Source organism: Bacteroides fragilis NCTC 9343 (genome assembly GCF_000025985.1).
GTDB lineage: Bacteria > Bacteroidota > Bacteroidia > Bacteroidales > Bacteroidaceae > Bacteroides > Bacteroides fragilis.
Map to the genome: position 1 here is coordinate 3,929,734 of NC_003228.3, position 24,418 is coordinate 3,954,151.

Annotated in this window: 17 protein-coding genes and 1 riboswitch; of the genes, 9 read left to right on the top strand and 8 right to left on the bottom strand. The window is 45.7% G+C overall.

Annotation, left to right across the window (positions count from 1 at the left end; all coding sequences use genetic code 11):
• The first annotated feature begins 65 nt into the window (after positions 1–65).
• On the top strand, positions 66–944 hold the full coding sequence (locus BF9343_RS16060; protein WP_005814709.1) for a helix-turn-helix domain-containing protein: 879 nt from the start codon (positions 66–68) through the stop codon (positions 942–944).
• 162 nt (positions 945–1,106) lie between these two features.
• Here BF9343_RS16060 and BF9343_RS16065 read toward each other — a convergent pair whose 3' ends face one another.
• Both BF9343_RS16065 and BF9343_RS16070 read right to left on the bottom strand, forming a co-directional pair.
• A complete protein-coding gene (locus BF9343_RS16065; protein ID WP_005814707.1) occupies positions 1,107–2,318 on the bottom strand; it encodes a site-specific integrase in 1,212 nt (403 codons plus the stop codon).
• A gap of 432 nt (positions 2,319–2,750) precedes the next feature.
• On the bottom strand, positions 2,751–3,617 hold the full coding sequence (locus BF9343_RS16070; protein ID WP_005797785.1) for a helix-turn-helix domain-containing protein: 867 nt from the start codon (positions 3,615–3,617) through the stop codon (positions 2,751–2,753).
• A 229-nt stretch (positions 3,618–3,846) separates the two neighbouring features.
• On the opposite strand from BF9343_RS16070, the gene pncB reads away from it, so the two are divergent.
• A complete protein-coding gene (gene pncB / locus BF9343_RS16075) occupies positions 3,847–5,013 on the top strand; it encodes a nicotinate phosphoribosyltransferase (protein WP_010993378.1) in 1,167 nt (388 codons plus the stop codon).
• Between the two features lie 23 nt (positions 5,014–5,036).
• On the opposite strand, the gene BF9343_RS16080 is transcribed toward pncB, so the two are convergent.
• Positions 5,037–6,248, bottom strand: a complete 1,212-nt coding sequence (locus BF9343_RS16080) for a peroxiredoxin family protein (RefSeq protein ID WP_005802516.1) — start codon at positions 6,246–6,248, stop codon at positions 5,037–5,039.
• Between the two features lie 748 nt (positions 6,249–6,996).
• Complete coding sequence (locus BF9343_RS16085; RefSeq protein WP_005790275.1) at positions 6,997–9,261, bottom strand: cation:proton antiporter domain-containing protein; 2,265 nt, start codon at positions 9,259–9,261, stop codon at positions 6,997–6,999.
• Between the two features lie 183 nt (positions 9,262–9,444).
• A riboswitch (cobalamin riboswitch) is annotated at positions 9,445–9,664 on the top strand.
• A gap of 138 nt (positions 9,665–9,802) precedes the next feature.
• On the opposite strand from BF9343_RS16085, the gene accC reads away from it, so the two are divergent.
• Genes accC through BF9343_RS16100 form a run of 3 tightly spaced genes read left to right on the top strand, consistent with a single transcriptional unit; the run spans position 9,803 to position 13,377 of the window.
• Positions 9,803–11,317, top strand: coding sequence for an acetyl-CoA carboxylase biotin carboxylase subunit (gene accC, locus BF9343_RS16090; protein ID WP_005790279.1), 1,515 nt, complete (start codon positions 9,803–9,805; stop codon positions 11,315–11,317).
• Between the two features lie 4 nt (positions 11,318–11,321).
• Complete coding sequence (locus BF9343_RS16095) at positions 11,322–11,822, top strand: acetyl-CoA carboxylase biotin carboxyl carrier protein subunit (protein ID WP_005790282.1); 501 nt, start codon at positions 11,322–11,324, stop codon at positions 11,820–11,822.
• 19 nt (positions 11,823–11,841) lie between these two features.
• Positions 11,842–13,377 carry an acyl-CoA carboxylase subunit beta gene (locus BF9343_RS16100; RefSeq protein WP_005790286.1) on the top strand — a complete coding sequence of 512 codons (1,536 nt, stop codon included), beginning with the start codon at positions 11,842–11,844 and terminating at the stop codon, positions 13,375–13,377.
• Between the two features lie 104 nt (positions 13,378–13,481).
• Here BF9343_RS16100 and BF9343_RS16105 read toward each other — a convergent pair whose 3' ends face one another.
• A complete protein-coding gene (locus BF9343_RS16105) occupies positions 13,482–14,153 on the bottom strand; it encodes a cysteine hydrolase (RefSeq protein ID WP_010993379.1) in 672 nt (223 codons plus the stop codon).
• A gap of 396 nt (positions 14,154–14,549) precedes the next feature.
• On the opposite strand from BF9343_RS16105, the gene BF9343_RS16110 reads away from it, so the two are divergent.
• Positions 14,550–16,163 carry a serine hydrolase gene (locus BF9343_RS16110; RefSeq protein WP_010993380.1) on the top strand — a complete coding sequence of 538 codons (1,614 nt, stop codon included), beginning with the start codon at positions 14,550–14,552 and terminating at the stop codon, positions 16,161–16,163.
• A gap of 395 nt (positions 16,164–16,558) precedes the next feature.
• On the opposite strand, the gene BF9343_RS16115 is transcribed toward BF9343_RS16110, so the two are convergent.
• A complete protein-coding gene (locus BF9343_RS16115; protein ID WP_005790298.1) occupies positions 16,559–18,052 on the bottom strand; it encodes an IMP dehydrogenase in 1,494 nt (497 codons plus the stop codon).
• A gap of 231 nt (positions 18,053–18,283) precedes the next feature.
• Entirely contained in the window at positions 18,284–18,571 is a 288-nt protein-coding gene (locus BF9343_RS16120) for a YciI family protein (protein WP_005790301.1), read from the bottom strand.
• Between the two features lie 177 nt (positions 18,572–18,748).
• Between BF9343_RS16120 and BF9343_RS16125 the strand changes: the two genes are divergently transcribed.
• Entirely contained in the window at positions 18,749–18,982 is a 234-nt protein-coding gene (locus tag BF9343_RS16125; RefSeq protein ID WP_005802511.1) for a hypothetical protein, read from the top strand.
• Positions 18,983–19,008: 26 nt separating this feature from the next.
• Here the strand turns inward: BF9343_RS16125 and BF9343_RS16130 are convergent, their stop codons facing one another.
• A complete protein-coding gene (locus BF9343_RS16130) occupies positions 19,009–19,854 on the bottom strand; it encodes an AraC family transcriptional regulator (protein ID WP_005802510.1) in 846 nt (281 codons plus the stop codon).
• Positions 19,855–20,004: 150 nt separating this feature from the next.
• Between BF9343_RS16130 and BF9343_RS16135 the strand changes: the two genes are divergently transcribed.
• The gene (locus BF9343_RS16135; protein WP_005802509.1) at positions 20,005–21,120 is read left to right on the top strand and encodes an efflux RND transporter periplasmic adaptor subunit; all 1,116 of its coding nucleotides are present in this window, start codon (positions 20,005–20,007) and stop codon (positions 21,118–21,120) included.
• Positions 21,121–21,202: 82 nt separating this feature from the next.
• Complete coding sequence (locus BF9343_RS16140; RefSeq protein WP_005802508.1) at positions 21,203–24,409, top strand: efflux RND transporter permease subunit; 3,207 nt, start codon at positions 21,203–21,205, stop codon at positions 24,407–24,409.
• Positions 24,410–24,418: the final 9 nt, after the last annotated feature.

Genomic DNA, 24,418 nt, shown 5'->3' on the forward strand with positions numbered 1-24,418 from the left:
CTATCAGAACAAGATGCTGAAATAATACTGAAGTAAAATGAATAAGCCACCAAACTCAATATGATATGAATAAGAAATCTTCACTTAACAATTTGCTCTATATACAAGAGCATCGTTCATGCAGAAATTACCTGGAAAAGGTAGAAAACGGATTCAAATATATTGAATTCTCACATGAAGAAGTTATTCTGGAAAAAGAAATTTCATGGAACTATCTTTTATTTGTTCTCGAAGGAGAATGTATCATCAATTGTAATCAGTTTAGAGAACGTTTGTTTCAGGCTAACTGTATGGTGCTACTCCCCAAAACGGCTATGGTTGAAATTAAAGTCATAGCCGGTACCCGGTTACTCTCCTTATCCTTTGATGTTCCCTTAAACGTATGTGATAAGTTCATATTACAATCGTTAACAGGACTATGCAGGAAACTGGATTATAATTTCCAGTCACTCGCTATCCGTTATCCCCTTCCTCCTTATTTGGAGATTGTTACGTATTGCCTGACCAATAAGATGGATTGCGGACATTTTCACACTTTGTTGCAACAGGAATTATTTTTTTTACTCCGGGGTTTTTATCTGAAAGAAGAATTAGCCTTATTGTTCCACCCGATCATCTCAGCAGAATTAACTTTCAAAGATTTTGTCATTGGCAATTATTTTAAAGTAAGCAATGTAAATGATCTCATCTCCCTCTCCAATATGTGTAAAAGCAGCTTTTACTGTAAATTTAAAGAAGTATTCGGAATGACGGCCAAGCAATGGTTGCTGAAACAACGGAACACACATATATTAAATAAAGTGATGACCTCAGAGACTACAGTCGGAGAGTTGATGGAGGAGTTTAGATTTGAGTCACAAGCTCATTTCACCCACTATTGCAAGCAGCATTTTAATTGCACACCACGGGAGTTGATTATGAAATATCAGGTTGTAAATCAGTAGTTTTTAACTACTTTGTGAAGTTTTGTACGAAATATCAAAATTATTGTTCTTTTTGGCAATAATGGCAAACTGACAATGTCGTACTTTTGTAGCGAGAAAGATAGATTGATGAAAAATATGAAGTATTAATCTCTATTATAGAATAGAGAAATACAGAGGAACTCATTTTCTCTCCAGAAGATTATTTACCATCTTATTGATCCGGTGAAGAGGAGCCAAATCCAATTCCTTAAGATAGACAAGTGTCATTTCTTCTTTGGTATGCCCTAATCCCGCACTGATTGCCGAAACCGGGGCCCCGTATTCTCTGGCCAGTGTTGCCCATGTATGGCGCGCGGTGTACGTAGTCAACGGAGGATCAATCTTCAGTTTCGCAGAGATTATTTTTAAGTGCCTGTTGGTACGTCCTAAAGCTGTACGATACTGAGTATATTCATTTGCATTGTTTTTGATAACCGAGAATACATACTCTTCTGCATTGTTCGTATTATTCCCATGCTCGTCTATAATGGATTTGATCTGGGGTGTAATGACTATTTGTATCAATTGTTTTGATTTATGTCTTCTATAGATAATCCGATTACCACTTATATTTTTCCACTTCAGATATGCAATGTCAACAAAAGCCATTCCCTGGGCATAGAAACCAAAAAGAAAAAGATCCAATGAACGTTTTAACTCTGCATCGGAATGCAATGACAGACAAGCCAATTTAACCATCTGTTCCCGATCTAATGCACGTTTTACTGTTTTACAGGGCTTGGTACATATTTCCTTGAACGGATAATCGCATGGAGGAACCAAGCCGTCCTTTACCGCGAGATTATACAATGCCCTGAAGTTCCTTAAATAGTATCCGATCGTATTTTCCGTAGCCCCATTTTTGGATAAAAAGTCTCTGTAGCAAGTTACAAAGCGGTGGTTCACTTGCGATATTTTCACCTCTTTCTTACCGATATATTTGGCAAGTGAAGCATAGGTACTTTGATAAGCAGCGGCGGTTCCGTTTTTCATTATTGACTTTTTCCATTCTATTTGTGTATCAATGTAAGGCAGTAATAAGAATTTCCCGGTCGCTTTTGAAAACATGACAGTAGTGATATCATTTATTGTATATTCCTCACCACGGCTTTCCAGTCTGCGAACTCGTGCGGTCAGTTGCTTATAGATCCTCAACAATTCGCGACTGATTTTGCAACCGGTATGGCAACCCGAAACAACATTTCCGGCAATAATTATAAAGTCCTCTTCTTTCATACGGTATTTCGTATAAATTATTTTTTTGCGCTTTTGGTGGATTAGCTGGAATACCACCGGATAATTCCCATCTTTCAATGCACGGGTCTTGTTCAATTTTAATTTTACTGATGTCATAAGTTTTAATTTAATATAACAAAATTATCTTTTCGGGTTGCAAATAAAAGATTCCTCCAGCAATTGCGCAAAAGATCGATACCAAATCCTTTATTGAACTTTTGTATTCCGAAATAATTTTGTTAACGAGCCTCCTGTTTACATCAGGAGGCTACAGTATACCGGACGTCAAGTGACTTTCGCAGTTATTTTATTTGTGTGCTTTAAATTCATTTTTTTAAGAAGTTATACTGCATAATCCAGCGACAGAACTATGTGTGTGCTACTTGTCCTAATGCCTATCATATAAGATCTGCGTCTTTATTAATTCTCTTTTCTTCATTACCATAAATACTGAATATGAGTGCAGGTTATGTCTTCTTATTTCTTGAATACAAAATTATGCAATAAAAAGAAGAAGCTTATTACCAATTTGCGTATAAAATCTACCAATTAAGGCAAGGTACTCATATTATCATCCTTATTGCTGTTTCTTATTTGCATCGGAGCGGCACCCAAATGTTGCTTACAATAAAAATTAAAATGCGAAGAGGTTGCAAATTTAAATTCATACATGATCTGCTTCAATGAGATAGCGGGATTCATCAATCTTTGTTGTATCTGCAAAGCCTTCCGTTTCTGCATCCATTTATAAGGAGATTCATCAAAATTCTCTCTGAAAAGCTTTTCAAACGTCTTTATGCCATACCCTAAAAGACCGGCTAACTCTTTAACGGTTTTCACTTTTAAATAATTATCCAACACCCGTTCGTTAAAGAGCGGATTGCTGCCTAATATAAGATAAAATATCTGTATTATCTCCTCATACGTATAGAAGTGCTTGAACATGAGATACAGTTCTTTATGTTTCAAAATGTACATATGATGACAGTTTATTCCGGACTCAAGATAATGCTTCATTTGATTCACTACTACTTTGACTTCGTCCTTCATCACTACTCCACGGCAATCGAACTTCACGCCGGCCTTTATTTTATATAAAATTCTTGCCCTGACACTCGTACATGGGAAAATGGTGGCGTTGTATCCTGTAAGAATCAACACTGTTTGCGTAACAGCTTTCCATTTAAAACAGTTGTTTTTAGGCAGAAAAAACATTTCATTTTCCAACACGGACCGATTAGTGTACTGCTCAAAACTAATTGTAATTTCACCTGAAAGAATAAAAATAAAAAAACTGGTAGTTCTATTATTCAATTCCATGCACTCTCCCTCTTTCATTATAATATACTGAGGTATCACTTTAAATTCCGGAGAGAAATAAGGACAAATATCCGGTTGTTGGTTTAATTTTTGCATGATTGTTTGTATGCGATTAAGTTTTAAAACTAATAAAAAGATAGAAAAGCACCAACTTATAAGATCTTTTTTTGTTTTTAATATCAGCTATCATCATTGAAATGAACACCGTGTATAAAGAAAATACTTTATCTTCGGAATGATGATTTTGCCATATGAACCGATACGGAATGGATTACTATAGAATATTTTGTATCTTTGACGAGAATAACAGAGAAAAAAGAACCCAATGATCATTCGTACCATACTCGATACAGACCTTTATAAATTCACTACTTCGTATGCTTATATCAAACTATTCCCGTACGCAATAGGCACTTTCAGCTTCAAAGACAGGGACGGGACTGAATATAGCGACGAGTTTGTGGAAAGATTGAGAACGGAAATCAGTCAGCTATCACACGTGGCACTGACCGAAAAAGAACTGGAATATATGATAAAGAACTGCCGCTTCCTGCCCAGGGTCTATTGGGAGTGGCTCTCTTCTTTCCGTTTCCAACCCGAGAAAATAGAAATCCGTCTGGACGAGAATCGGCAGCTTCACATCGAAGTGAACGACTATCTTTACAAAGCAACGCTTTATGAAGTACCTCTACTCGCCATCGTTTCGGAGATAAAGAACCAATCGTCCGGCAATGTTGCCAACCTGGAAGACATCCTGTACAAACTGTCCGAAAAGACAGAACTGTCCAATAAGCATCAGCTACTTTTCTCTGAATTCGGAACCCGAAGGCGCTTTTCGTTCGATGTGCAGAATCAAGTCATCGGGCACCTGAAACAGACAGCCCATTACTGTATCGGCACTTCCAATTGCCATTTCGCCATGAAATACGGCATGAAGCCCATGGGTACGCATCCCCATGAATGGTTCATGTTTCACGGAGCGCAATTCGGCTATAAACATGCCAACTATATGGCCCTTGAAAATTGGGTAAATGTATACGATGGCGACCTTGGCATCGCCTTGTCCGACACTTATACATCTGCCATCTTTCTAAGCAATCTAAGCCGCAAACAGGCTAAGTTGTTTGATGGCGTGAGGTGTGATTCCGGTGATGAATTCCGGTTCATCGATCAGCTGACCGCACGTTATAAAGAGTTGGGCATCGACCCGACCACCAAGACAATCGTATTCAGTAACGCACTCGACTTTGACAAAGCACTGGATATCCAGGAGTATTGCCAGGGAAAGATCCGTTGCTCTTTCGGCATCGGGACAAACCTGACCAACGATACGGGATTCAAGCCATCAAACATTGTCATGAAGCTATCGCAATGCAAGATGAACATGAACCAGGAATGGCGCGAATGTGTGAAATTATCAGACGACATAGGGAAACATATCGGCAGCCCGGAAGAGGTGCGTGCCTGTCTATACGACTTGCGGTTGGAGTAACCTCCAACCGCAAATACATTTTATCATAACAGTGCTTTGATGGCATCTGTGATTTCTTCATCGGTCCGCCCCATTCGATACCCCCGGATGACCTTTCTGATCACCCGATCCTGATCTAATATAAAGAATAAAGGTGCCGCGCCATAAGTCCGGTATGACTTGACAATACCTTCATCACCGCACAAAAAACTATAATTTATTTGATTCTTATCCGCATAAGTTCGCAGCGAATGGGGTTCACGTCCCCAGGTTTCTATAGAAACCACTTCAAATTCACCGGCATTGAACTTCCCTTTCAATCCGTTCAGAAAAGGAATGGATGCATGGCAAGCACCACAACCGATACCGGTGAGGTTCACCAATAGCACTTTACTTTTAAATTCGGATAACGCCACCGGTTTCTCATACATATCTTTCAACATCCAGTCGGGAGCTTTCTGTCCTATAAGATCTGTCGCCGCAGGCTGAGTGACCTTTTTTTGCTCGCCATACTTGCGGATCTCATAGTCTTGGGGCACATAATCATATAAGTTTAAACCGGCTATCGACAATTGATTCAAGACTACATCCGAACAAGTAGTAGCAGAAATCTGATGCGACATTTCCCTGCGCATTTTATAAGGCAGACCGTCCGCTTTGCTAATCCACAATTCGTAAATCGAGGTCGGGTCTCCCAAATCAAAAGGAGGCTTCGGTATGTAGTACGCTTTTCCAAAAAATTCAACCTGCCTGTCTTCATGTATCACCAACTTGAAGTAATACGCTTCTCCTAAATCCTTCCATTCGGTGGTGATGCTATCTCCCGTACTCAAAGCATATCCGATGATATTCCGGGTATAACAAAAAAACGGAGGAGCCACCAACCTGAAAGGAAGGGATCTGGTCGTGAAATCATCGATCATAATCCCTTTATGCTCATGATAACTTATCATCCTCACGTTTCCATCATAACCAAATTCAAATCGCGTCGTATCCTTGGCGTCAAGACACACATAGCTCGCGCCGATGGTTGAATCAGAAGGATTGGTGTATTCTTTAATAAAACGATGAAAATTGGTAATGGCAACGGTATCGCCGGGTTGCCAGGACTGAGATTGCTCATGATAGGAAGCTGATTCTATCTTACCAAGATTACCGAGAACTTTTTTCAAATAAGTTCTCATATCCACATCATTCTTACCACAGACATTCATGACTAACAAGAATGAAATAACAGATAACAAAATGGACTTCATAGTATTTTATATTTTAGATACACGCAAATATAGCCAATGAAAACAGAAATCGACAAGCGGTATCCCAACTTTTATACTTAATAATAATATTATAATATCTACTAACTTTTCATAGAAAAGAGACACTTTAATGGCCCGAACACAAATAGACGAAGATATTCCTATTTTAAGATCAGAAAGAAACGATTTCTCTCTTTTTAATAACACACCGTCTATTCAAAACTTATGTAATAGAAAGATACAACGCATAGATATGACATTTACATACAGAAATCTACATTATATTGAGTAAATATACCATTTTACGTACCCAAAGACTTAACTCTTTCCGAAAAAGAAGTTAATGTTTTCCCGGTAAGAAGTTAGTCTTTTCTTCAGAAGAAGTTAGTCTTTTGTCCGGAAGAAATTAATAAAGCAAAAGAAGAGGTAAAATACATGCTTTCTGAAGTTATCAGAGACCTCAGAGGGAGCATTTACCAACTATCATTTTAGAGAACGGAATTGAGTTACATCAACAGAATGCTTCTATACCGGAAGATTATCAATCCATAATATCAGATAAAGAGCCCCAATCACATCATTTTAATTTTGACTAATGGCAAAACAACAGCTTTTTCGGGAGCAATCGCAAAGAAGCCCGGAAAGAAACGAATACAGCCCGTATTAAAAATACAGAATGACAGTTCGACGTGCTTCTGTCAAAATGAAAATTTTCATCTGAATCGTTTGTCTTTCCTCCTCTCTTTACTTACACATGCTTTTTCCGCATCAGGAGTTGTCTGATCTTCTCCCTGTCACCCACTATCCATACCAGATCTCCCAAACGGAAAACCGTACTTTGATTCATGGAAATCAACTCGTCTTCCCGCTCAATGGCAACGATAAGGCTGTCATACTGTTTTCCCAACCGTGACTGGGCAATACTTTTATTCAGGAGCGGAGATTCTTCATCTACCGTGAAAGAGTGAAGCGTCACCTCTTGTCGCACATTCTTTTCGTCCGGAAAATCCTGCCGGATGTCGAGTTCCGAACGAAACTTCTGTAACTGGCCGTCTGTACCGACCACGATCAACTTATCCTGCGGATAAATGCACTCGTCACTTTGCGGAATGTATATCCTCCGTTCTCCCCTGACAATCCCCACTACATTGACACCAAACTCACGCCTGAAAGGAAGTTCCTCCAGCGACTTCCCTATATAAGATGAATAAGGAGATACCCAAACGGAGGTCAACTCAATATCTTTATCACTAAACTCACTGTTGAAACGGCTCTTCAGCGGATAGCGATTCCGGGCTGCTTCCTCCCTTCCGTTCAGATTGGTCAGGAAGTGGTTCTCCAAATGCGAATATTGGGTGAGGTTCTCCCTGAGAAGAAGTATCAGTCCCAACACGGCAACAGCTATGACAATACCTATCCCGTAATTAAGACTAAAATAACTGATGACAACTCCCGCTATGAAAAAAACAGCCACCGAAACACGGAACAGAATCAACGCTACCAGCCTCCCGTGATTGTAATTGTCGTCATTCCACAACTTCAGAAACACGTCCGGAGAATTGTACTTATCTGAAACAAGGGCCCACAAGAAAGGAATCATCAGCAAAAGGGTGAGCAGGCACATCACTACACTCAGCCATCGTCCCGGGGAATCAAACATTCCGTTTATCGTCGGGTATACGGTCTGAACGGACAACAGCCAAATAGCAGTAAGGAGGACACTGTAAATAATCACTCTTCCGACAATCGTTTTCAGTAACCGCTTCCAGTCACTATCATGATTGACGGTCTTCTTGCCGGAAGCGTAACGGTCCAGAAATTCACGGGTCCGAGGGGAAAGTACTTTATAAAGCCATTCGGAAAACGGATTTGCCAACCGGATAAAATAGGGAGTGGTAAAGGTAGTGATAACGGATACCGCAACGATAATCGGGGGAACAAACGGGTCCAGCACCTTGAGCGAGGCTCCCAATCCCGCGATAATAAAAGCAAACTCTCCTATCTGGGCCAGACTGAACCCGGACTTGACGGAAACCTTCAGTGGTTCGCCGGACAGCAAGACCCCCAATGAAGAGAAAATCGATTTACCCACAAGAGTCACCAATGTAATGATAACCACCGGCCAGGCATACTGAAGCAGGACAGACGGATTGACCAGCATACCGACGGATACAAAGAAAATAGCTCCGAAAAGATCTTTCACCGGCTGTATGATGTGTTCTATATGTTCGGCCTCAACCGTCTCAGCAAGAATAGATCCCATAATGAAAGCACCCAGCGCAGCCGAAAAACCGGTACGGGTAGCCAGCACGACCATTGCCAGGCAAAGCCCGAGAGAGACAATCAACAGAGTTTCATTATTCATCAACCGCTTTGCTTTTTTCAGGAAGAACGGAAGGATGAATATACCGACCAGAAACCACAAAATCAGGAAAAAGGCAACTTTCAGGACACTCATCAAGAGTTCCTCACCCACAAACTCTTTGCTCACCGCCATAGTAGAAAGGATGACCATCATCAGGATAGCGATCAGGTCTTCGACCACCAAGGTTCCAAACACAATGCCTGTAAACCGTTGGCTGCGCAAACCAAGATCATCAAAGGCTTTAATAATAATCGTGGTAGACGACATGGACAACATTCCACCCAGAAACACAGAATTCATCGTACTCCACCCCAACAGATGCCCCACCATAAAACCGATCAGTAACATACTGATCACTTCGGTTGTTGCCGTAATAAACGCTGCCGATCCGACATTCATCAATTTTTTAAAGCTAAACTCGAGTCCGAGAGCAAAAAGCAAAAAGACAACTCCTATCTCAGCCCAGGTATTGATGTTCTCCATATCGCCAACAGTCGGGAAGATGCGGACATAAGGCCCGGCCAGCAATCCGGCAACGATATATCCCAGGACCAGGGGTTGCTTCAGCCATTTAAATAAAAGAGTAATGATACTTGCGGACATCAGTATTAAGGCAAGGTCAGCAATCAAGGTAGGTAAATGTGACATAGTATGGTATGTATATTTCGTTAGTACTTCATTCCGTTTTATGCTCGTTTATTGTACCCAAAGAACAATCGGTAGTCCGTTTGTGTTCCGTATATATGACATTTATTTTGAAAAAAAGCTGCGGGGGCATTGCACAAAACTGAACTTTTCGTGCAAAAAGTATCCATCCTATTCAATATTTCTCTATATTTGTCGCCGAATTGGTTCGGAATCCGTGGTCAACGGACGAAGATTAAAAGGGAATCGGGTGTAAATCCCGGACAGTCCCGCTGCTGTGAAACTCTGTATAGCATCTTATCAATCAGCCAATTTCGTACCACTGACAGAAAAAGCAAACTCTGTCGGGAAGGTCCCGGTAAGATGTAGAGTCAGTCAGAAGACCTGCCATTCGTGAATAAGAGCATTCTCTCCTCGTGGGTTAGGAAAGAAAGCATCGTTGTTAAGCCCCAAATCGTAGAAATACTGTGTTTTCATCGGGTGGACGTATGTCCGCAGGGTGGAAAAGCGCGAATATGTATATGCATTTAATTGAGAAATGAATATGATTAAAAGAATCTTAGTCGCCAACCGCGGTGAAATTGCCGTGAGGGTGATGCGCTCCTGTCGGGAGATGGAAATAACGAGCATTGCCGTTTTCTCGGAAGCGGACCGAACAGCGAAACATGTGCTTTACGCCGATGAAGCTTATTGCATCGGACCGGCAGCATCGAAAGAGAGTTATCTGAATATAGAAAAAATCATTGAAGTGGCAAAGTCATGCCACGCAGACGCCATTCACCCGGGATACGGGTTCTTATCGGAAAATGCAACCTTTGCCCGCCGTTGCCGGGAAGAAGGCATCACCTTTATCGGTCCTGACCCGGAAACAATGGAAGCCATGGGAGATAAAATCTCGGCACGCATCAAGATGATCGAAGCCGGGGTACCGGTAGTTCCGGGCACTCAAGACAACCTGAAAAGTGTTGAGGAAGCCGTAGAACTCTGCAACCAAATCGGCTATCCGGTAATGCTGAAAGCCTCGATGGGCGGTGGCGGAAAAGGAATGCGACTGATTCATCATGCAGACGAAGTGGCCGAAGCCTATACAACAGCCAAGAGCGAATCGCTTTCCTCGTTCGGAGACGACACGGTCTATCTGGAGAAGTTTGTGGAAGAACCCCATCACATCGAGTTCCAGATACTGGGCGACAAGCATGGCAACGTAATTCACTTGTGCGAACGTGAATGCTCGGTGCAGCGCCGCAACCAAAAGATCGTAGAAGAGAGCCCTTCGGTTTTTATCACACCGGAACTGCGCCGGGACATGGGCGAAAAGGCAGTAGCCGCTGCCAAGGCCGTGAACTACATCGGCGCGGGAACCATTGAATTCCTGGTGGACAAGCACCGCAATTATTACTTTCTGGAAATGAACACCCGCCTGCAAGTGGAACATCCCATCACAGAAGAAGTAGTCGGCGTAGATCTGGTAAAAGAACAAATTAAGGTAGCCGACGGACAGGTACTGCAACTGAGACAAGAGGACATCCAGCAACGGGGACACGCCATCGAATGCCGCATCTGTGCGGAAGATACGGAAATGAACTTCATGCCCAGCCCGGGTGTCATCAAGCAAATCACAGAACCCAACGGTATCGGAGTACGCATCGACAGCTATGTATACGAAGGATACGAGATTCCGATTTATTACGATCCGATGATCGGCAAACTGATCGTGTGGGCCACCACACGGGAATATGCCATCGAACGGATGCGCCGCGTGCTTCACGAATATAAGTTGACGGGCGTAAAGAACAACATCAGTTACCTGCGCGCCATCATGGATACACCCGACTTTGTGGAAGGACACTATGACACAGGCTTCATCGCCAAAAACGGTGAAGTGCTTCAGCAATGCATCACGCGCACCAGTGAGCGTGCGGAAAACATTGCGCTGATTGCCGCCTACATGGACTACCTGATGAACCTGGAAGAAAACAACAGCGGACTGGCAGCGGATAACCGCCCGATCAGCAAGTGGAAAGAATTTGGATTGCACAAAGGGGTATTAAGAATATAAAAGTATGGAAATACATATAGGAAATCGCGTGGCCGAAATAGAATTGGTCAGCAAGGAAGACAACAAAGTGGTTCTCACCATCGACGGAAAAACGTTCGAAGCGGACGTTGTCATGGCAGAGAACGGGAATTGCAACATCCTGATGGACGGACGCAGCTCCAACGCCCAACTGATTCGCAAAGAGAACGGAAAGAGCTACAAAGTGAATACACACTACAGCAGCTTCAATGTCGAGATTATAGACAGCCAGGCGAAATACCTGCGCATGCGCAAGAAAGGTGAAGAGGAGCAGAACGACCGTATCACTTCGCCCATGCCGGGCAAGGTGGTGAAAATCCCCGTCAGTGTGGGACAAGAGATGAAGGCCGGAGAAACGGTCATCGTCATCGAAGCCATGAAGATGCAGAGCAACTACAAGGTGACTTCGGACTGCCGGATTAAAGAGATTTTGGTGCAGGAGGGCGATAACATTGCCGGAGAGCAGACGCTGATAACGTTAGAATAAAATTAAAGCAAGAATAACAATGGAAGATATAAATAAAGCTTATGCCACGTTCGCCGAACGTGACCGCATCGCTTCTTTGGGTGGAGGCGCAGCAAAGATTGATATACAGCACGAAAGCGGAAAAATGACCGCCCGCGAACGCATCGACATGTTGCTGGATAAGGGTACATTTGTAGAACTGGACAAGCTGATGGTGCACCGTTGCACCAACTACGGCATGGACCGGAACAAGATTCCGGGAGACGGCGTCGTGTCGGGTTACGGAAAGATCGATGGACGGCAAGTATTTGTCTATGCCTATGACTTCACCGTTTACGGCGGTTCGCTATCGGCATCGAATGCCAAGAAGATAGTCAAGGTGCAGCAACTGGCTTTAAAGAACGGTGCTCCGATCATTGCACTGAACGATTCGGGCGGTGCACGTATCCAGGAGGGAATCGAAAGCTTGTCGGGTTACGCTGACATCTTCTACCAGAATACGATGGCAAGCGGGGTGATTCCCCAGATCTCGGCCATTCTGGGTCCTTGTGCCGGAGGAGCCTGTTACTCTCCCGCACTGACGGATTTCATCTTTATGGTGAAAGAGAAAAGCCACATGTTCGTTACCGGGCCGGACGTCGTGAAAACGGTGATCCACGAAGAAGTCAGCAAAGAAGAGCTGGGCGGCGCCATGACACACAGCAGCAAGAGCGGTGTGACACACTTCATGGCCAACACCGAAGAAGAGCTGTTGATGTCGATCCGCGAGCTCCTCTCATTCCTCCCGCAAAACAACATGGACGAGGCACGCAAGCAGAATTGCACCGACGACGTCAACCGTGAAGACGCCTCACTGAACAGCATTGTCCCTGCCGACCCCAACGTACCGTATGACATGAAGGAGATCATCGAAAGAGTAGTCGATGGAGGCTATTTCTTTGAGGTGATGCAGAACTTTGCCAAGAACATTATTATCGGTTTTGCACGCATGGGCGGACGCTCGGTAGGCATCGTAGCTAACCAACCGGCTTATCTGGCCGGAGTGCTCGACATCGACGCCAGCGATAAAGCAAGCCGCTTCATCCGCTTCTGCGACTGCTTCAACATTCCGCTGATTACATTCGAAGACGTACCGGGTTTCCTGCCGGGGTACACCCAAGAGAACAACGGCATCATCCGCCACGGAGCCAAAATTGTGTATGCTTTTGCTGAAGCAACAGTACCCAAGCTGACCGTAATCACCCGGAAAGCTTACGGCGGTGCTTACATCGTAATGAACTCCAAACAGACGGGAGCAGACGTGAACTTTGCCTATCCGAGTGCAGAGATCGCTGTAATGGGTGCCGAAGGTGCGGTGAACATTCTGTTCCGCAAGGCAGACGCAGAGACGAAAGCCCAAGAGCTGAATGCCTACAAAGAGAAGTTTGCCACCCCCTATCAGGCTGCCGAACTGGGATTCATTGACGAAATCATCCTGCCGAAGCAGACCCGCAAACGCCTGATACAGGCATTGGAGATGACGGAGAACAAGATGCAGACCAATCCGCCCAAGAAGCACGGAAACATGCCGCTTTAAACAGCTGGCGGATGGAGTAATCATAAGAGAGAGGAGGGTGAATACCAGTTTCAACACCTCCTCTCTCTCTTTTTAACCTGACTACTTTAAAAAAACGCTTTCACTTATCGCTGCCACATCTCGTTTACAAATTCATCCGTTGTATACACCTTTTCCGCCAACAACGTGAAGTTGATAAACGCTGCCGTATCGGCATCCATCCCCGGAAGCTTGGCAGAAGCCGTAGCATCAAACACCACCGCTGCCTCAAATCCCCGTTCCTGCAACTCGCGCAAATGGGATTCTGCACAGAGATTGCCGGACATGCCGCACACCACTACTTTATTGACCCCGCGCTTACGGAGTTGCAGAATCAGATCATTGTTTTCCGGACCGTAAAGTTTGTGCGGAGCTGTAACGATGATATTCGTGCCTTCGTTGATATAAGGCTTGTAGAGATCCAGCCAGTCGGCACCCGAACCTTCAAATCCCTCACCGGTCAGTTGTCCCCGGCGCTCAAACATCCCCGTGTCATGCATCAGTTTCTCAATAGGCCCCTCAAAAAGCCATTGGTGATCGTGTTTGTAATAATAATGTGGAGAGATGAATACCAGCATACCTTTCGCTTCCGCTACCTCAAAGATGCGGCGGAGGTTCTCTACCGTACCGTTCTTCTGTATATTCTCTCCAAAAGCTCCCCAACCTAAACCGTTCTCACTCAGAAAATCGTTTTGTGGGTCTGTCATTACAATCGCTGTATGTTCGTCAATAACGAACGGGGTATTGATACCTTCCATAATCTTTTTCTGTTTTTAGATGTTTATATTCATTTTCAACCCGGGTGCTGCCGTATCGGCAGCCTCCGTTTTTTTCGACTTTGCAAAGGTCGGTATTCGGTACGGTACGGGAAATGGCCATTCAACCGGATAATTTGGCAATTCTTCCCGATTACACAAAAATATCTATTTTCATCCCGGTAAGGGACCGGTATAGGAAGGAAGCCGGAGCAGGAACACCTATTTATATATAAAACACTTATGTTATAAACCATTAGACAGTAACTCCCGAGAGTTCTTTTTTGTATTCGGGAATAATTGCCTATTCAATATGTGATATCGCTATTTCCCGTGAATTAAAAGCCGCCTATCTTTGCAACATCAGATTGAGACAACTAAAAGAAGACCCAAAACGTTATGAAAAAGAATTTATTAATTTTAGTCGCACTGCTGACATCGGCAACGATATCGGCACAGAACGGAGGAACCATTATGAAGAAGTATGAGAACCAACTACCGCAAGCCGGCAGAGGAAACGTGCATGTTGCCTACCAAGGCAAAGCCATCGACCAAATGATTTACGATTTTATGGAAGAACAGGGAATACCGGGCATGACACTTGCCATCGTACAGGCACCTTATATTCCGCGTGTAGCAGGCTACGGAGTGACGGACCTTGAAAAAGGAAACCTTGCCGCTGCCAAGACTCTTTGGCCCATCGGTCCCATATCACAAGGATATGCAGCCGTGGCAGTGATGCAGCTCTACGAAAAAGGAAAACTAGACCTGAACGACCCGATCGGCAAGTACCTGAAAGATATACCCGAAAACTGGAAACCGATCAGTATCCTTCAGTTGATGCAACACAGTTCGGGCATTGCGGACTATCGTAATGAAAAGGGATTCGATGTATCGGCCGATTATCGCCCGGAACAACTGATCGAAACGGTAGCCGCCATTCCGCTCGCCTTCGAACCGGGGACAGACGTGAAACAGAGCGCCACAAACTTTCTGCTACTGACTTCTATCATCGAAAAGACCGGCAAGATGCCATATCACGACTTTGTGAAAAAGTATCAGATCGACTACCTGGGACTGAAACAGACATTTTTCGGCGAAGACCTGGCGAAAGTAAAACAGGAGGACGTGACCCTCACCGGCAACGTGCATCAGACATTCAAAAAAAATAAAGACTACATCAATCCCTCGGAAACGACTACCGGATATGTGGAAAAAGAGGGTCGCCTTGTCGCCGCACCGGCTGTCAGCCCGACGGCACTGAAAGGATTCTCCGACATCTGGGCATCAGCCGAGAATGTGAGCCACTGGGACATCGGACTGGCGGGAAGTGCATTGATCGAAAAGCCCGAAAACCGTGACATGGTGTACAAGCCAACCCGGCTGGCCAACGGCAAGGTAGTACCTGCCATGGCAGGATGGCAGTTCTATAACCACAACGGCCTGATGGACATCAAAGGCAACGTATCGGGCCATTCGGCTTTCCTGAGTCGATTTACGGACGCCTCGGAACTAGTGTGCGTTACCCTACTGGCCAATAAAGAGGGGGTAGACCTGACAAACCTGGGACGCCGTATCGCAGCCGCTTTCGACAGTGATAAGATGGGTACGGGAGCCAACGACAACCTGCTCTATACTTATGAAAGCCAGTTCAGCGTGCCCGAAACCATGACGCGCATCGAGCAGACCCTCCACACGATGGGCGTTCCCGTCTTTGCCAAGTTCGATCACGGGAAAAACGCCGAAGAAGTGGGATTACAACTCCGCCCCAACCAGGTCATCGTTTTCGGTTCACCGAAAGTTGGCACAAAACTGATGCAGGACAACCCGAGTATCTCGATCGAACTTCCGCTGAAGATCTCCGTTTGGGAGGACAAGAACGGAAGCGTATGGGCCACTTTCCCACAGATGAGGACGATGGCGGCCGAATACGGGCTGGAAGCCGAACCGGTAATCGGAAAGATGCAAGAACTACTGGAGAAAATCGTAATTAAAGGGGCAAGCGTATACTAACTTCCTACTGTAGGGATAAACGCTTTTCCTGCAGAAAATTATTTATAAAATATTTGGAAGAAACACACGGGAAAAGTCACAAGCGGCTATAGAACAACGCAGCATGACTTCTCCCGTATTTTTTTACTGTACTCAGGCATGCAAAACAGGTTTCATTCTTTTGAGTAGGTTTGTTTATCCGAAAAGATAATATTTTTGTCTTCCGGGAACAATCGTTGAGAAATAAAACAACCGACATTTTGCGTTCAGTGAACATCTGATACGGAACAGGCGGACTGAAACGGACCTCCGGAGGGTATGTACCCCACCTGGAATCCGCATCAGTCCGCCTGTTCTACATTTATCTGTATATCCGTATTCTTAACTCGCTATTGCGAGAAACGGAATGACCGTTATTATCCTTTTTCTTTCAGGATCACATCGTGTGCACCACCCTCTACGATACTTGTGGATGAAACCAGCGTGATCTTGGCATTTTGTTGCAAATCGGGAATGGTAACAGCACCGCAACTGCACATCGTAGCCTTGATCTTACTCAGAGTGGCCGCCAGGTTGTCTTTCATCTTGCCGGCATAAGGCACGTAACTGTCTACACCTTCTTCAAACTTAAGCGATTCACTTCCACCCATATCGTAACGTTGCCAGTTCTGGGCACGATTTGAACCTTCGCCCCAATACTCTTTCACGTAGTTGTTCTTGATGCAGAGCTTCTTGGTAGGCGATTCGTCAAAACGTGCGAAATAACGACCCATCATCAGGAAATCGGCTCCCATGGCAAGGGCAAGCACCATGTGATAGTCGTGCACCAATCCGCCATCACTACAAATAGGTACATAAATACCCGTCCGTGCCTGATATTCGTCGCGGGCACGAGCCACATCTTGCAGGGCAGTCGCCTGTCCACGTCCGATACCTTTCTGCTCACGGGTGATACAGATAGATCCACCTCCGATACCCACCTTCACAAAGTCGGCACCAGCCTCTGCCAGATAGAGGAAACCTTCTTTATCTACCACATTACCGGCACCTACCAGCACTTTATCTCCATATTGTTGCTTGATCCATTGCAGGGTCTCATACTGCCATTCCGAATAACCATCCGAAGAATCGATACAGAGCACATCTACTCCGGCTTCTACCAAGGCAGGGACACGCTCCTGATAGTCACGGGTATTGATACCGGCACCTACCAACAATTTCTTGTCGGGACTCGACACCTCGTTCGGATTCTCCTTGTGGCTGTCGTAGTCCTTGCGGAAAACAAAGTAAGCTAGACGTCCTTCTTTGTCGATAATAGGAAGTGTATTGAGTTTATGATCCCAGATAATCTGGTTGGCCTCGCTCAGTGTCAATCCCACTTCACCCACAATCAGCTTCTCAAAAGGAGTCATGAAGTCTTTGATCTTTTTATCCAGCGGGTCTCTGGAGATACGATAGTCACGGCTGGTTACCAATCCCAGAAGATGTCCGTTTGGCGAACCGTCATCCGTTATTCCGATAGTAGAGTGACCGGTCTGGCGCAACAGGCGGAGTACGTCTTCCAACGTATGTTCCGGCGTCAGATTCGAATCACTGGTCACAAAACCGGCTTTAAATTTCTTCACTTTCCGCACCATTTCCGCCTGACTGGCGATGGGTTGCGAACCGAAGATAAACGAGAGTCCTCCGTTACGCGCCAACTCGATGGCCAGTTCGGGACCGGAAACCGATTGCATGATTGCCGAAACGAAAGGGATGTTCAATTCGATTGCTGCTTGTGTGCCTGCCGCATGTTTCACCAGCGGGGTGCGCAAAGAGACATTGGAGGGTACACACTGTTTGGTGGTAAGACCGGGAATAAGTAGATATTCACCGAAAGTTCTTGAAACTTCTTCTACGTAAACTGCCATAAGATAAGTTATTTTTTGGCATGCAAAATTACATCTTTCTTTTTAATTATGTGACTGGGGAAGGGAGATTTTTTCAATAATCCTCTCAAAAGCTTATTTTTAATCACATCAGGGCAATAAAGAGGAGACTCACTCCCTGAAAGCACGCCATGTAAACCACCTTCTTACAATATCACATCCTCCTGATGTCTGTCCATTCAACTACGGATATTATTGAACACAATCTTCATATCAACCTATTTTTAAAAGTTCCTTGAATCCTTCTACCGACTTATTCGGTTCAAACTCTATCACCCGATAGTCTGCCACAGCATTAAAAGGGTCCTCACCGATTATCTTTTCTACTTCTGCACGGCTCTGAGCACGGCAAAGAATAACTCCCCCCGTCCGGGGCACCTGCGGCCCGGAAGCAAGAAAGATTCCGGCAGCATAATACTTATCCAGATAGCAACAGTGTGCTTCCAGCAATTCGATCACCTTTTCGATAGGTGCTTTATAAGTCAATATTAATACGAACATGGCCCGATTTATTTTAGTTCTCCCGCAAAGGTAACACAAATCGGCCTACGTTAGGCTTTTCTTATAAATTTAATCTGAATCCGGAATATTTCTTTTAAATTAACAGGAAACAACACTACTTGGCAAACACTTTCATACCTCCGGTGTTATACATCAACATACAAAAAACAACCGCCTATGTCACAAGAAATGAAAGCATTCCCAGGAATGAAAGCTTCACAGAAACTCAACTTCAACCATTCCGAAGTTATTATCAACAGCGCACCGGACCGGAAGGTTATCTTGGAATCGACTCTGTTAGAGCAGTCATCCGTGGAAAAAGGATGTGGGGAAACCACTCCGCATGCTTGGAAAACAACATCGAAAAAGTCTCTGAAAAGACCCGTGTTTAACGAGATATGGTACACATAATGCCAGCTTGACCTGACACAGAAACCTTATCCTGCCAATTCCGCCCTGTACTCCATCGGCGAAACCCCTTCGTGTCGCTTAAAATACCTACCCAGATACGACTGGTCGGGAAAATTCAGCCGGTCTGCTATCTCCTGAATACTGAGATCGGTCGATTGGAGGAGTACCTTTATTTCAAGTGCCGTAAAATCATCAATCACTTTTTTGGCCGAATGACCTGTCAGCGAACGACAGATGCTCGTCAGGTACTTAGTAGAAATACAGAGTTTGCCTGCATAGAAAACGACATCCCGTTGCGAACAGCAATATTCGTGCACCAGAGCAACGAACTTATGAAAAAGTTCGTTCGGACGACTGCCGCCCTCAATCTCTTTATGGGTGAAAAGGCGGTGTACTTTGTCGTATACATCAAGCAGGAAACTTTGCAGGTGATTGCGCGCTATCTGGTTGCGGAAACGATGATCGGTATCGGCATAAATAGCAGACGTAGCATGCAGGAGACCGTTAATGGGGGCGGTAAATTCGGAAGGAAGTGTATAACAGGGCTTCTCTTTTATAAAATGAAAAAAGGAGGGTTCAAAACGGATACAAGCCTCACGAAACATTTCAATATGTGAAGCGAAAAAGGAGACCCGAAAATCATCGCTCTTCTCATCAAGGCTGATAACAGCTCCCGGAAGGAGTACAACCTGGGTATTTACCGTTATCTCGTATTTCTTCAGATCGATGGCCATTGTACCACGGCCGGCACGGCAATAAAGGATAATGGCACAATTGAGTTTATGCAAACGGTTGTAAAAGGGAGAAAAATCATCGGTCCCTGCCACAAACGGCTGGTCGAGCGTGAGGGTAAGCGGGTTTCTTTTTTCCATATCATGTTCTTTATTTTGCCTACAAAAGTAGGTCTTTTTAGTGAATTAGCCCGCATACTGTTCCGATAATGAACAATACTGGGGCGGGTATGAAAAGCAGTCGACAGTGAAAACGCTCTACCTTTGCCACGACAAAATTAAATAGGAATTATGATTGAAAAGGTTAGTAAAGTAAAGCAGGCTATATTATTCGCCTGCTGTTTGGCCGCCACCGGATGCAAGCAAGCACCGCAGGCAACTGTAGAATCGGGATACAAAGTAATAACCCTTGCGCCTACCGACCGGACGCTATCGAGTACGTACTCGGCAACAATACGCGGACGCCAAGACATCGAAATCTATCCGCAAGTGAGCGGTACACTGACACAGGTGTGTGTCAGCGAAGGAGAACGGGTAAAACGGGGACAGTCGTTGTTCATCATCGACCAAGTGCCTTACGAAGCTGCCCTGCAGACAGCATTGGCAAACGTGGAAGCAGCCAAAGCCTCACTGGCTACAGCACAACTGACGTATGACAGCAAACAGGAATTATATAAGCAAAATGTGGTTTCGGCCTTCGACCTGAGTACGGCCAAAAACTCTCTTTTGGCAGCACAAGCGCAATTGGCACAGATGAAGGCTCAGGAGGTGAACGCCCGGAACAACTTATCGTACACATTGGTAAAAAGTCCGGCGGACGGAGTGGTGGGAACACTGCCCTACCGGGTAGGAACGTTGGTGAGTGCCAGTCTGCCTGAACCGCTGACTACCGTTTCGGACAACTCGGACATGTACGTCTACTTCTCGATGACGGAAAACCAACTCTTAGGACTGATCCGACGCTACGGATCGAAGGAAGAAGCACTGAAACAAATGCCGGAAATCGGCCTCCAACTGAATGACCGATCGGACTATCCGCAACAAGGACGAATCGAGACAATCAGCGGAGTGATAGACCGGAACACCGGAACAGTCAGCCTGCGGGCAGTATTTCCCAACCGGGAAGGATTGTTGCACAGCGGCGGCGCGGGCAATGTGATTGTACCGACAGAAAAAGCGGGTGCATTGGTCATTCCGCAAGCTGCCACATTTGAGGTACAGGATAAAGTATTTGCATATAAGGTTGTGGACGGAAAAGCGCAATCCGCTCCGGTACAAGTGACACGTGTGAACGGCGGGCAGGAGTACATTGTGGAGAGCGGTTTGCAGCCCGGCGACGTGATTGTGGCAGAAGGTGTAGGATTGCTTCGCGAAGGAACAGAGATAAAAACAATAAATGGTGAATGATGAACCGAACTGCCACAGCCGCCCATCCAAGTAAGCCGGCTTTTAATATCCACTTATTAAACGTATTACTAACAAGAATATTATGAATTTACGAACTTTCATTGAACGGCCTGTCCTATCGGCTGTTATATCCATAACCATTGTCGTGGTCGGGATTATCGGATTGTTTACGCTACCCGTAGAACAATATCCGGACATTGCCCCGCCCACCATCATGGTGAGCACCAGTTACTTCGGTGCCAGCGCAGAAACTCTGCAAAAGAGTGTTATCGCACCACTCGAAGAGGCCATCAACGGTGTGGAAGACATGACCTACATGACCTCCAGCGCTACCAATGCCGGAACAGTCTCTATCACCGTCTACTTTAAACAGGGGACTGACCCGGACATGGCGGCGGTGAATGTACAGAACCGAGTTTCCAAAGCTACCGGACAGCTCCCCTCGGAGGTAAACCAAGTAGGTGTCACCACTTCGAAGCGGCAGACGAGTATCCTGCAAATGTTCTCGCTCCACAGCCCGGACGACTCGTACGACGAAGCCTTCCTGGCCAACTATATCAGCATCAACCTCAAACCTGAGATTCTCCGTATCTCGGGCGTCGGAGACATGATGATTATGGGAGGAGATTATAGCTTGCGTATCTGGATGAAACCGGACGTAATGGCACAATACCGGCTGATCCCTTCGGACGTATCGACTGTCCTGGCGGAACAGAACATTGAGTCGGCCACCGGATCGTTCGGTGAAAATTCCGATGAAACGTATCAATATACCATGAAATACAAAGGACGCCGAATCACACCGGAAGAATTCGGTGAGATCGTGATCCGTTCCACCGACGACGGACAGGTGCTGAAACTAAAAGATATCGCCACAATCGAACTGGGACAGGAAAGTTATGCTTACAGTGGTACGACGGACGGGCATAACGGTGTCTCGTGTATGCTCTTCCAGACAGCCGGCTCCAATGCCACAGAGGTGAACAACCAAATCAACCGATTCCTTGAAGAGGCAAGGAAAGAACTTCCCCAAGGAGTGGAACTGACACAACTGATGTCGTCCAACGACTTCCTGTATGCCTCCATCCACGAAGTGGTGAAGACACTGTTGGAAGCCATTCTGTTGGTTATCCTTGTCGTGTATGTCTTTTTGCAGGATATCCGCTCGACACTGATTCCACTGGTGGGGATCATTGTATCACTTATCGGTACGTTCGCTTTCATGGCGATAGCCGGATTCAGTATCAACCTGATTACGTTGTTTGCCCTGGTACTGGTCATCGGTACGGTAGTGGACGATGCCATTGTGGTGGTCGAAGCCGTGCAAGCACGGTTTGACGTGGGATACAAATCATCCTATATGGCAAGTGTCGATGCCATGAAAGGAATCAGCAATGCCGTCATCACCTCCTCATTGGTGTTCATGGCAGTTTTTATCCCCGTATCGTTCATGTCCGGCACATCGGGTACGTTCTATACTCAATTCGGACTGACAATGGCCGTTGCGGTAGGTATTTCGGCAGTAAACGCCCTGACACTGAGTCCGGCACTTTGCGCCCTGCTACTGAAACCGTACATCAATGAAGACGGTACCCAGAAACAGAACTTCGCCGCCCGTTTCCGTAAAGCATTCAATGCAGCTTTCGATGTTGTGGTAGAAAAATACAAAGGCATCGTTCTCTTCTTCATCAAGCGCCGGTGGCTGACAGGATCACTCCTGATAGCTTCCATCGCCTTACTGGTAGTACTGATGAATACAACAAAAACCAGTCTTGTACCCGATGAAGACCAGGGCGTCATATTCGTCAACGTCAGTACGGCCGCAGGCAGTTCGCTACGGACGACAGACGATGTAATGAAACGTATCGAGGAACGCATGGAACAGATTCCACAAGTGAAGCATGTGCAAAAGGTGGCAGGATACGGATTGCTGGCCGGACAAGGAAGCTCCTTCGGTATGCTGATCTTGAAACTGAAACCATGGGACGAACGCCCCGGAAAAGAAGATGATGTGCAGGCAGTGATCGGACAAGTGTACGGACGGACGGCAGACATCAAGGATGCCAGTGTATTCGCCATCTCACCGGGTATGATTCCGGGCTACGGAATGGGTAACGCACTTGAACTTCACATGCAGGATAAGACCGGAGGAGACGTCAATGAATTCTTCCAGACCACACAGCAGTATCTGGGAGCCCTCAACCAACGTCCGGAAATCGCCATGGCCTACTCTACATTCGACGTGCGCTATCCGCAGTGGCTGGTCGAAGTCGATCCGTCGAAATGCAAGCGTGCCGGTATCACACCGGACCAGGTATTGAGTACTCTTTCCGGATACTATGGCGGACAGTATGTGTCCAACTTCAACCGATTCTCAAAGGTGTACAAGGTGATGATCCAGTCCGACCCGCAGTACCGGCTTGACGAAGCGTCACTGAACAATACATTCGTACGCATGTCTAACGGAGAGATGGCTCCCCTCAGCCAATTCCTCACACTGACCCGTACGTATGGCGCCGAATCACTGAGCCGTTTCAATATGTACAACTCTATTGCCGTAAATGCCATGCCGGCCGATGGCTACAGTACGGGTGACGCCATCCGTGCCGTTCAGGAGACAGCTTCCACTTCCCTGCCCAAAGGTTATGGATACGATTACGGAGGCATCACCCGCGAAGAGAATCAGCAAAGCGGTACGACGGCCATCATCTTCGGCATCTGTTTTCTGATGATCTACCTGATCCTGAGTGCACTCTACGAAAGCTTCCTGATCCCGTTCGCCGTCCTCCTGAGCGTACCCTGCGGTCTGATGGGTTCATTCCTCTTCGCACGCATGTTCGGGCTGGAGAATAACATCTACCTGCAAACCGGACTGATCATGCTCATTGGATTGCTTGCCAAAACCGCCATCTTGCTGACGGAATATGCCGCCGAACGCCGTAAGGCAGGCATGGGACTGATTGCTTCTGCATTGAGTGCCGCCAAAGCCCGCCTGCGCCCGATATTAATGACGGCATTGACCATGATCTTCGGTCTGCTCCCGCTGATGGTAGCCAGCGGCGTAGGTGCAAACGGTAACCGCTCGCTGGGAACAGGTGCTGTAGGTGGCATGGTCATCGGTACACTGGCACTGCTGTTCATCGTACCGTCGCTGTTCATTGCCTTCCAATGGCTACAGGAACGGATACGTCCCGTACAGATAGAACCAAGTCATGACTGGCAGATTCAGACAGAGCAGGAAGTGAGTGAACACGAAAAAGAAGAAGCTAAGAATCGCCCTCTAAAATAAATAAACAAG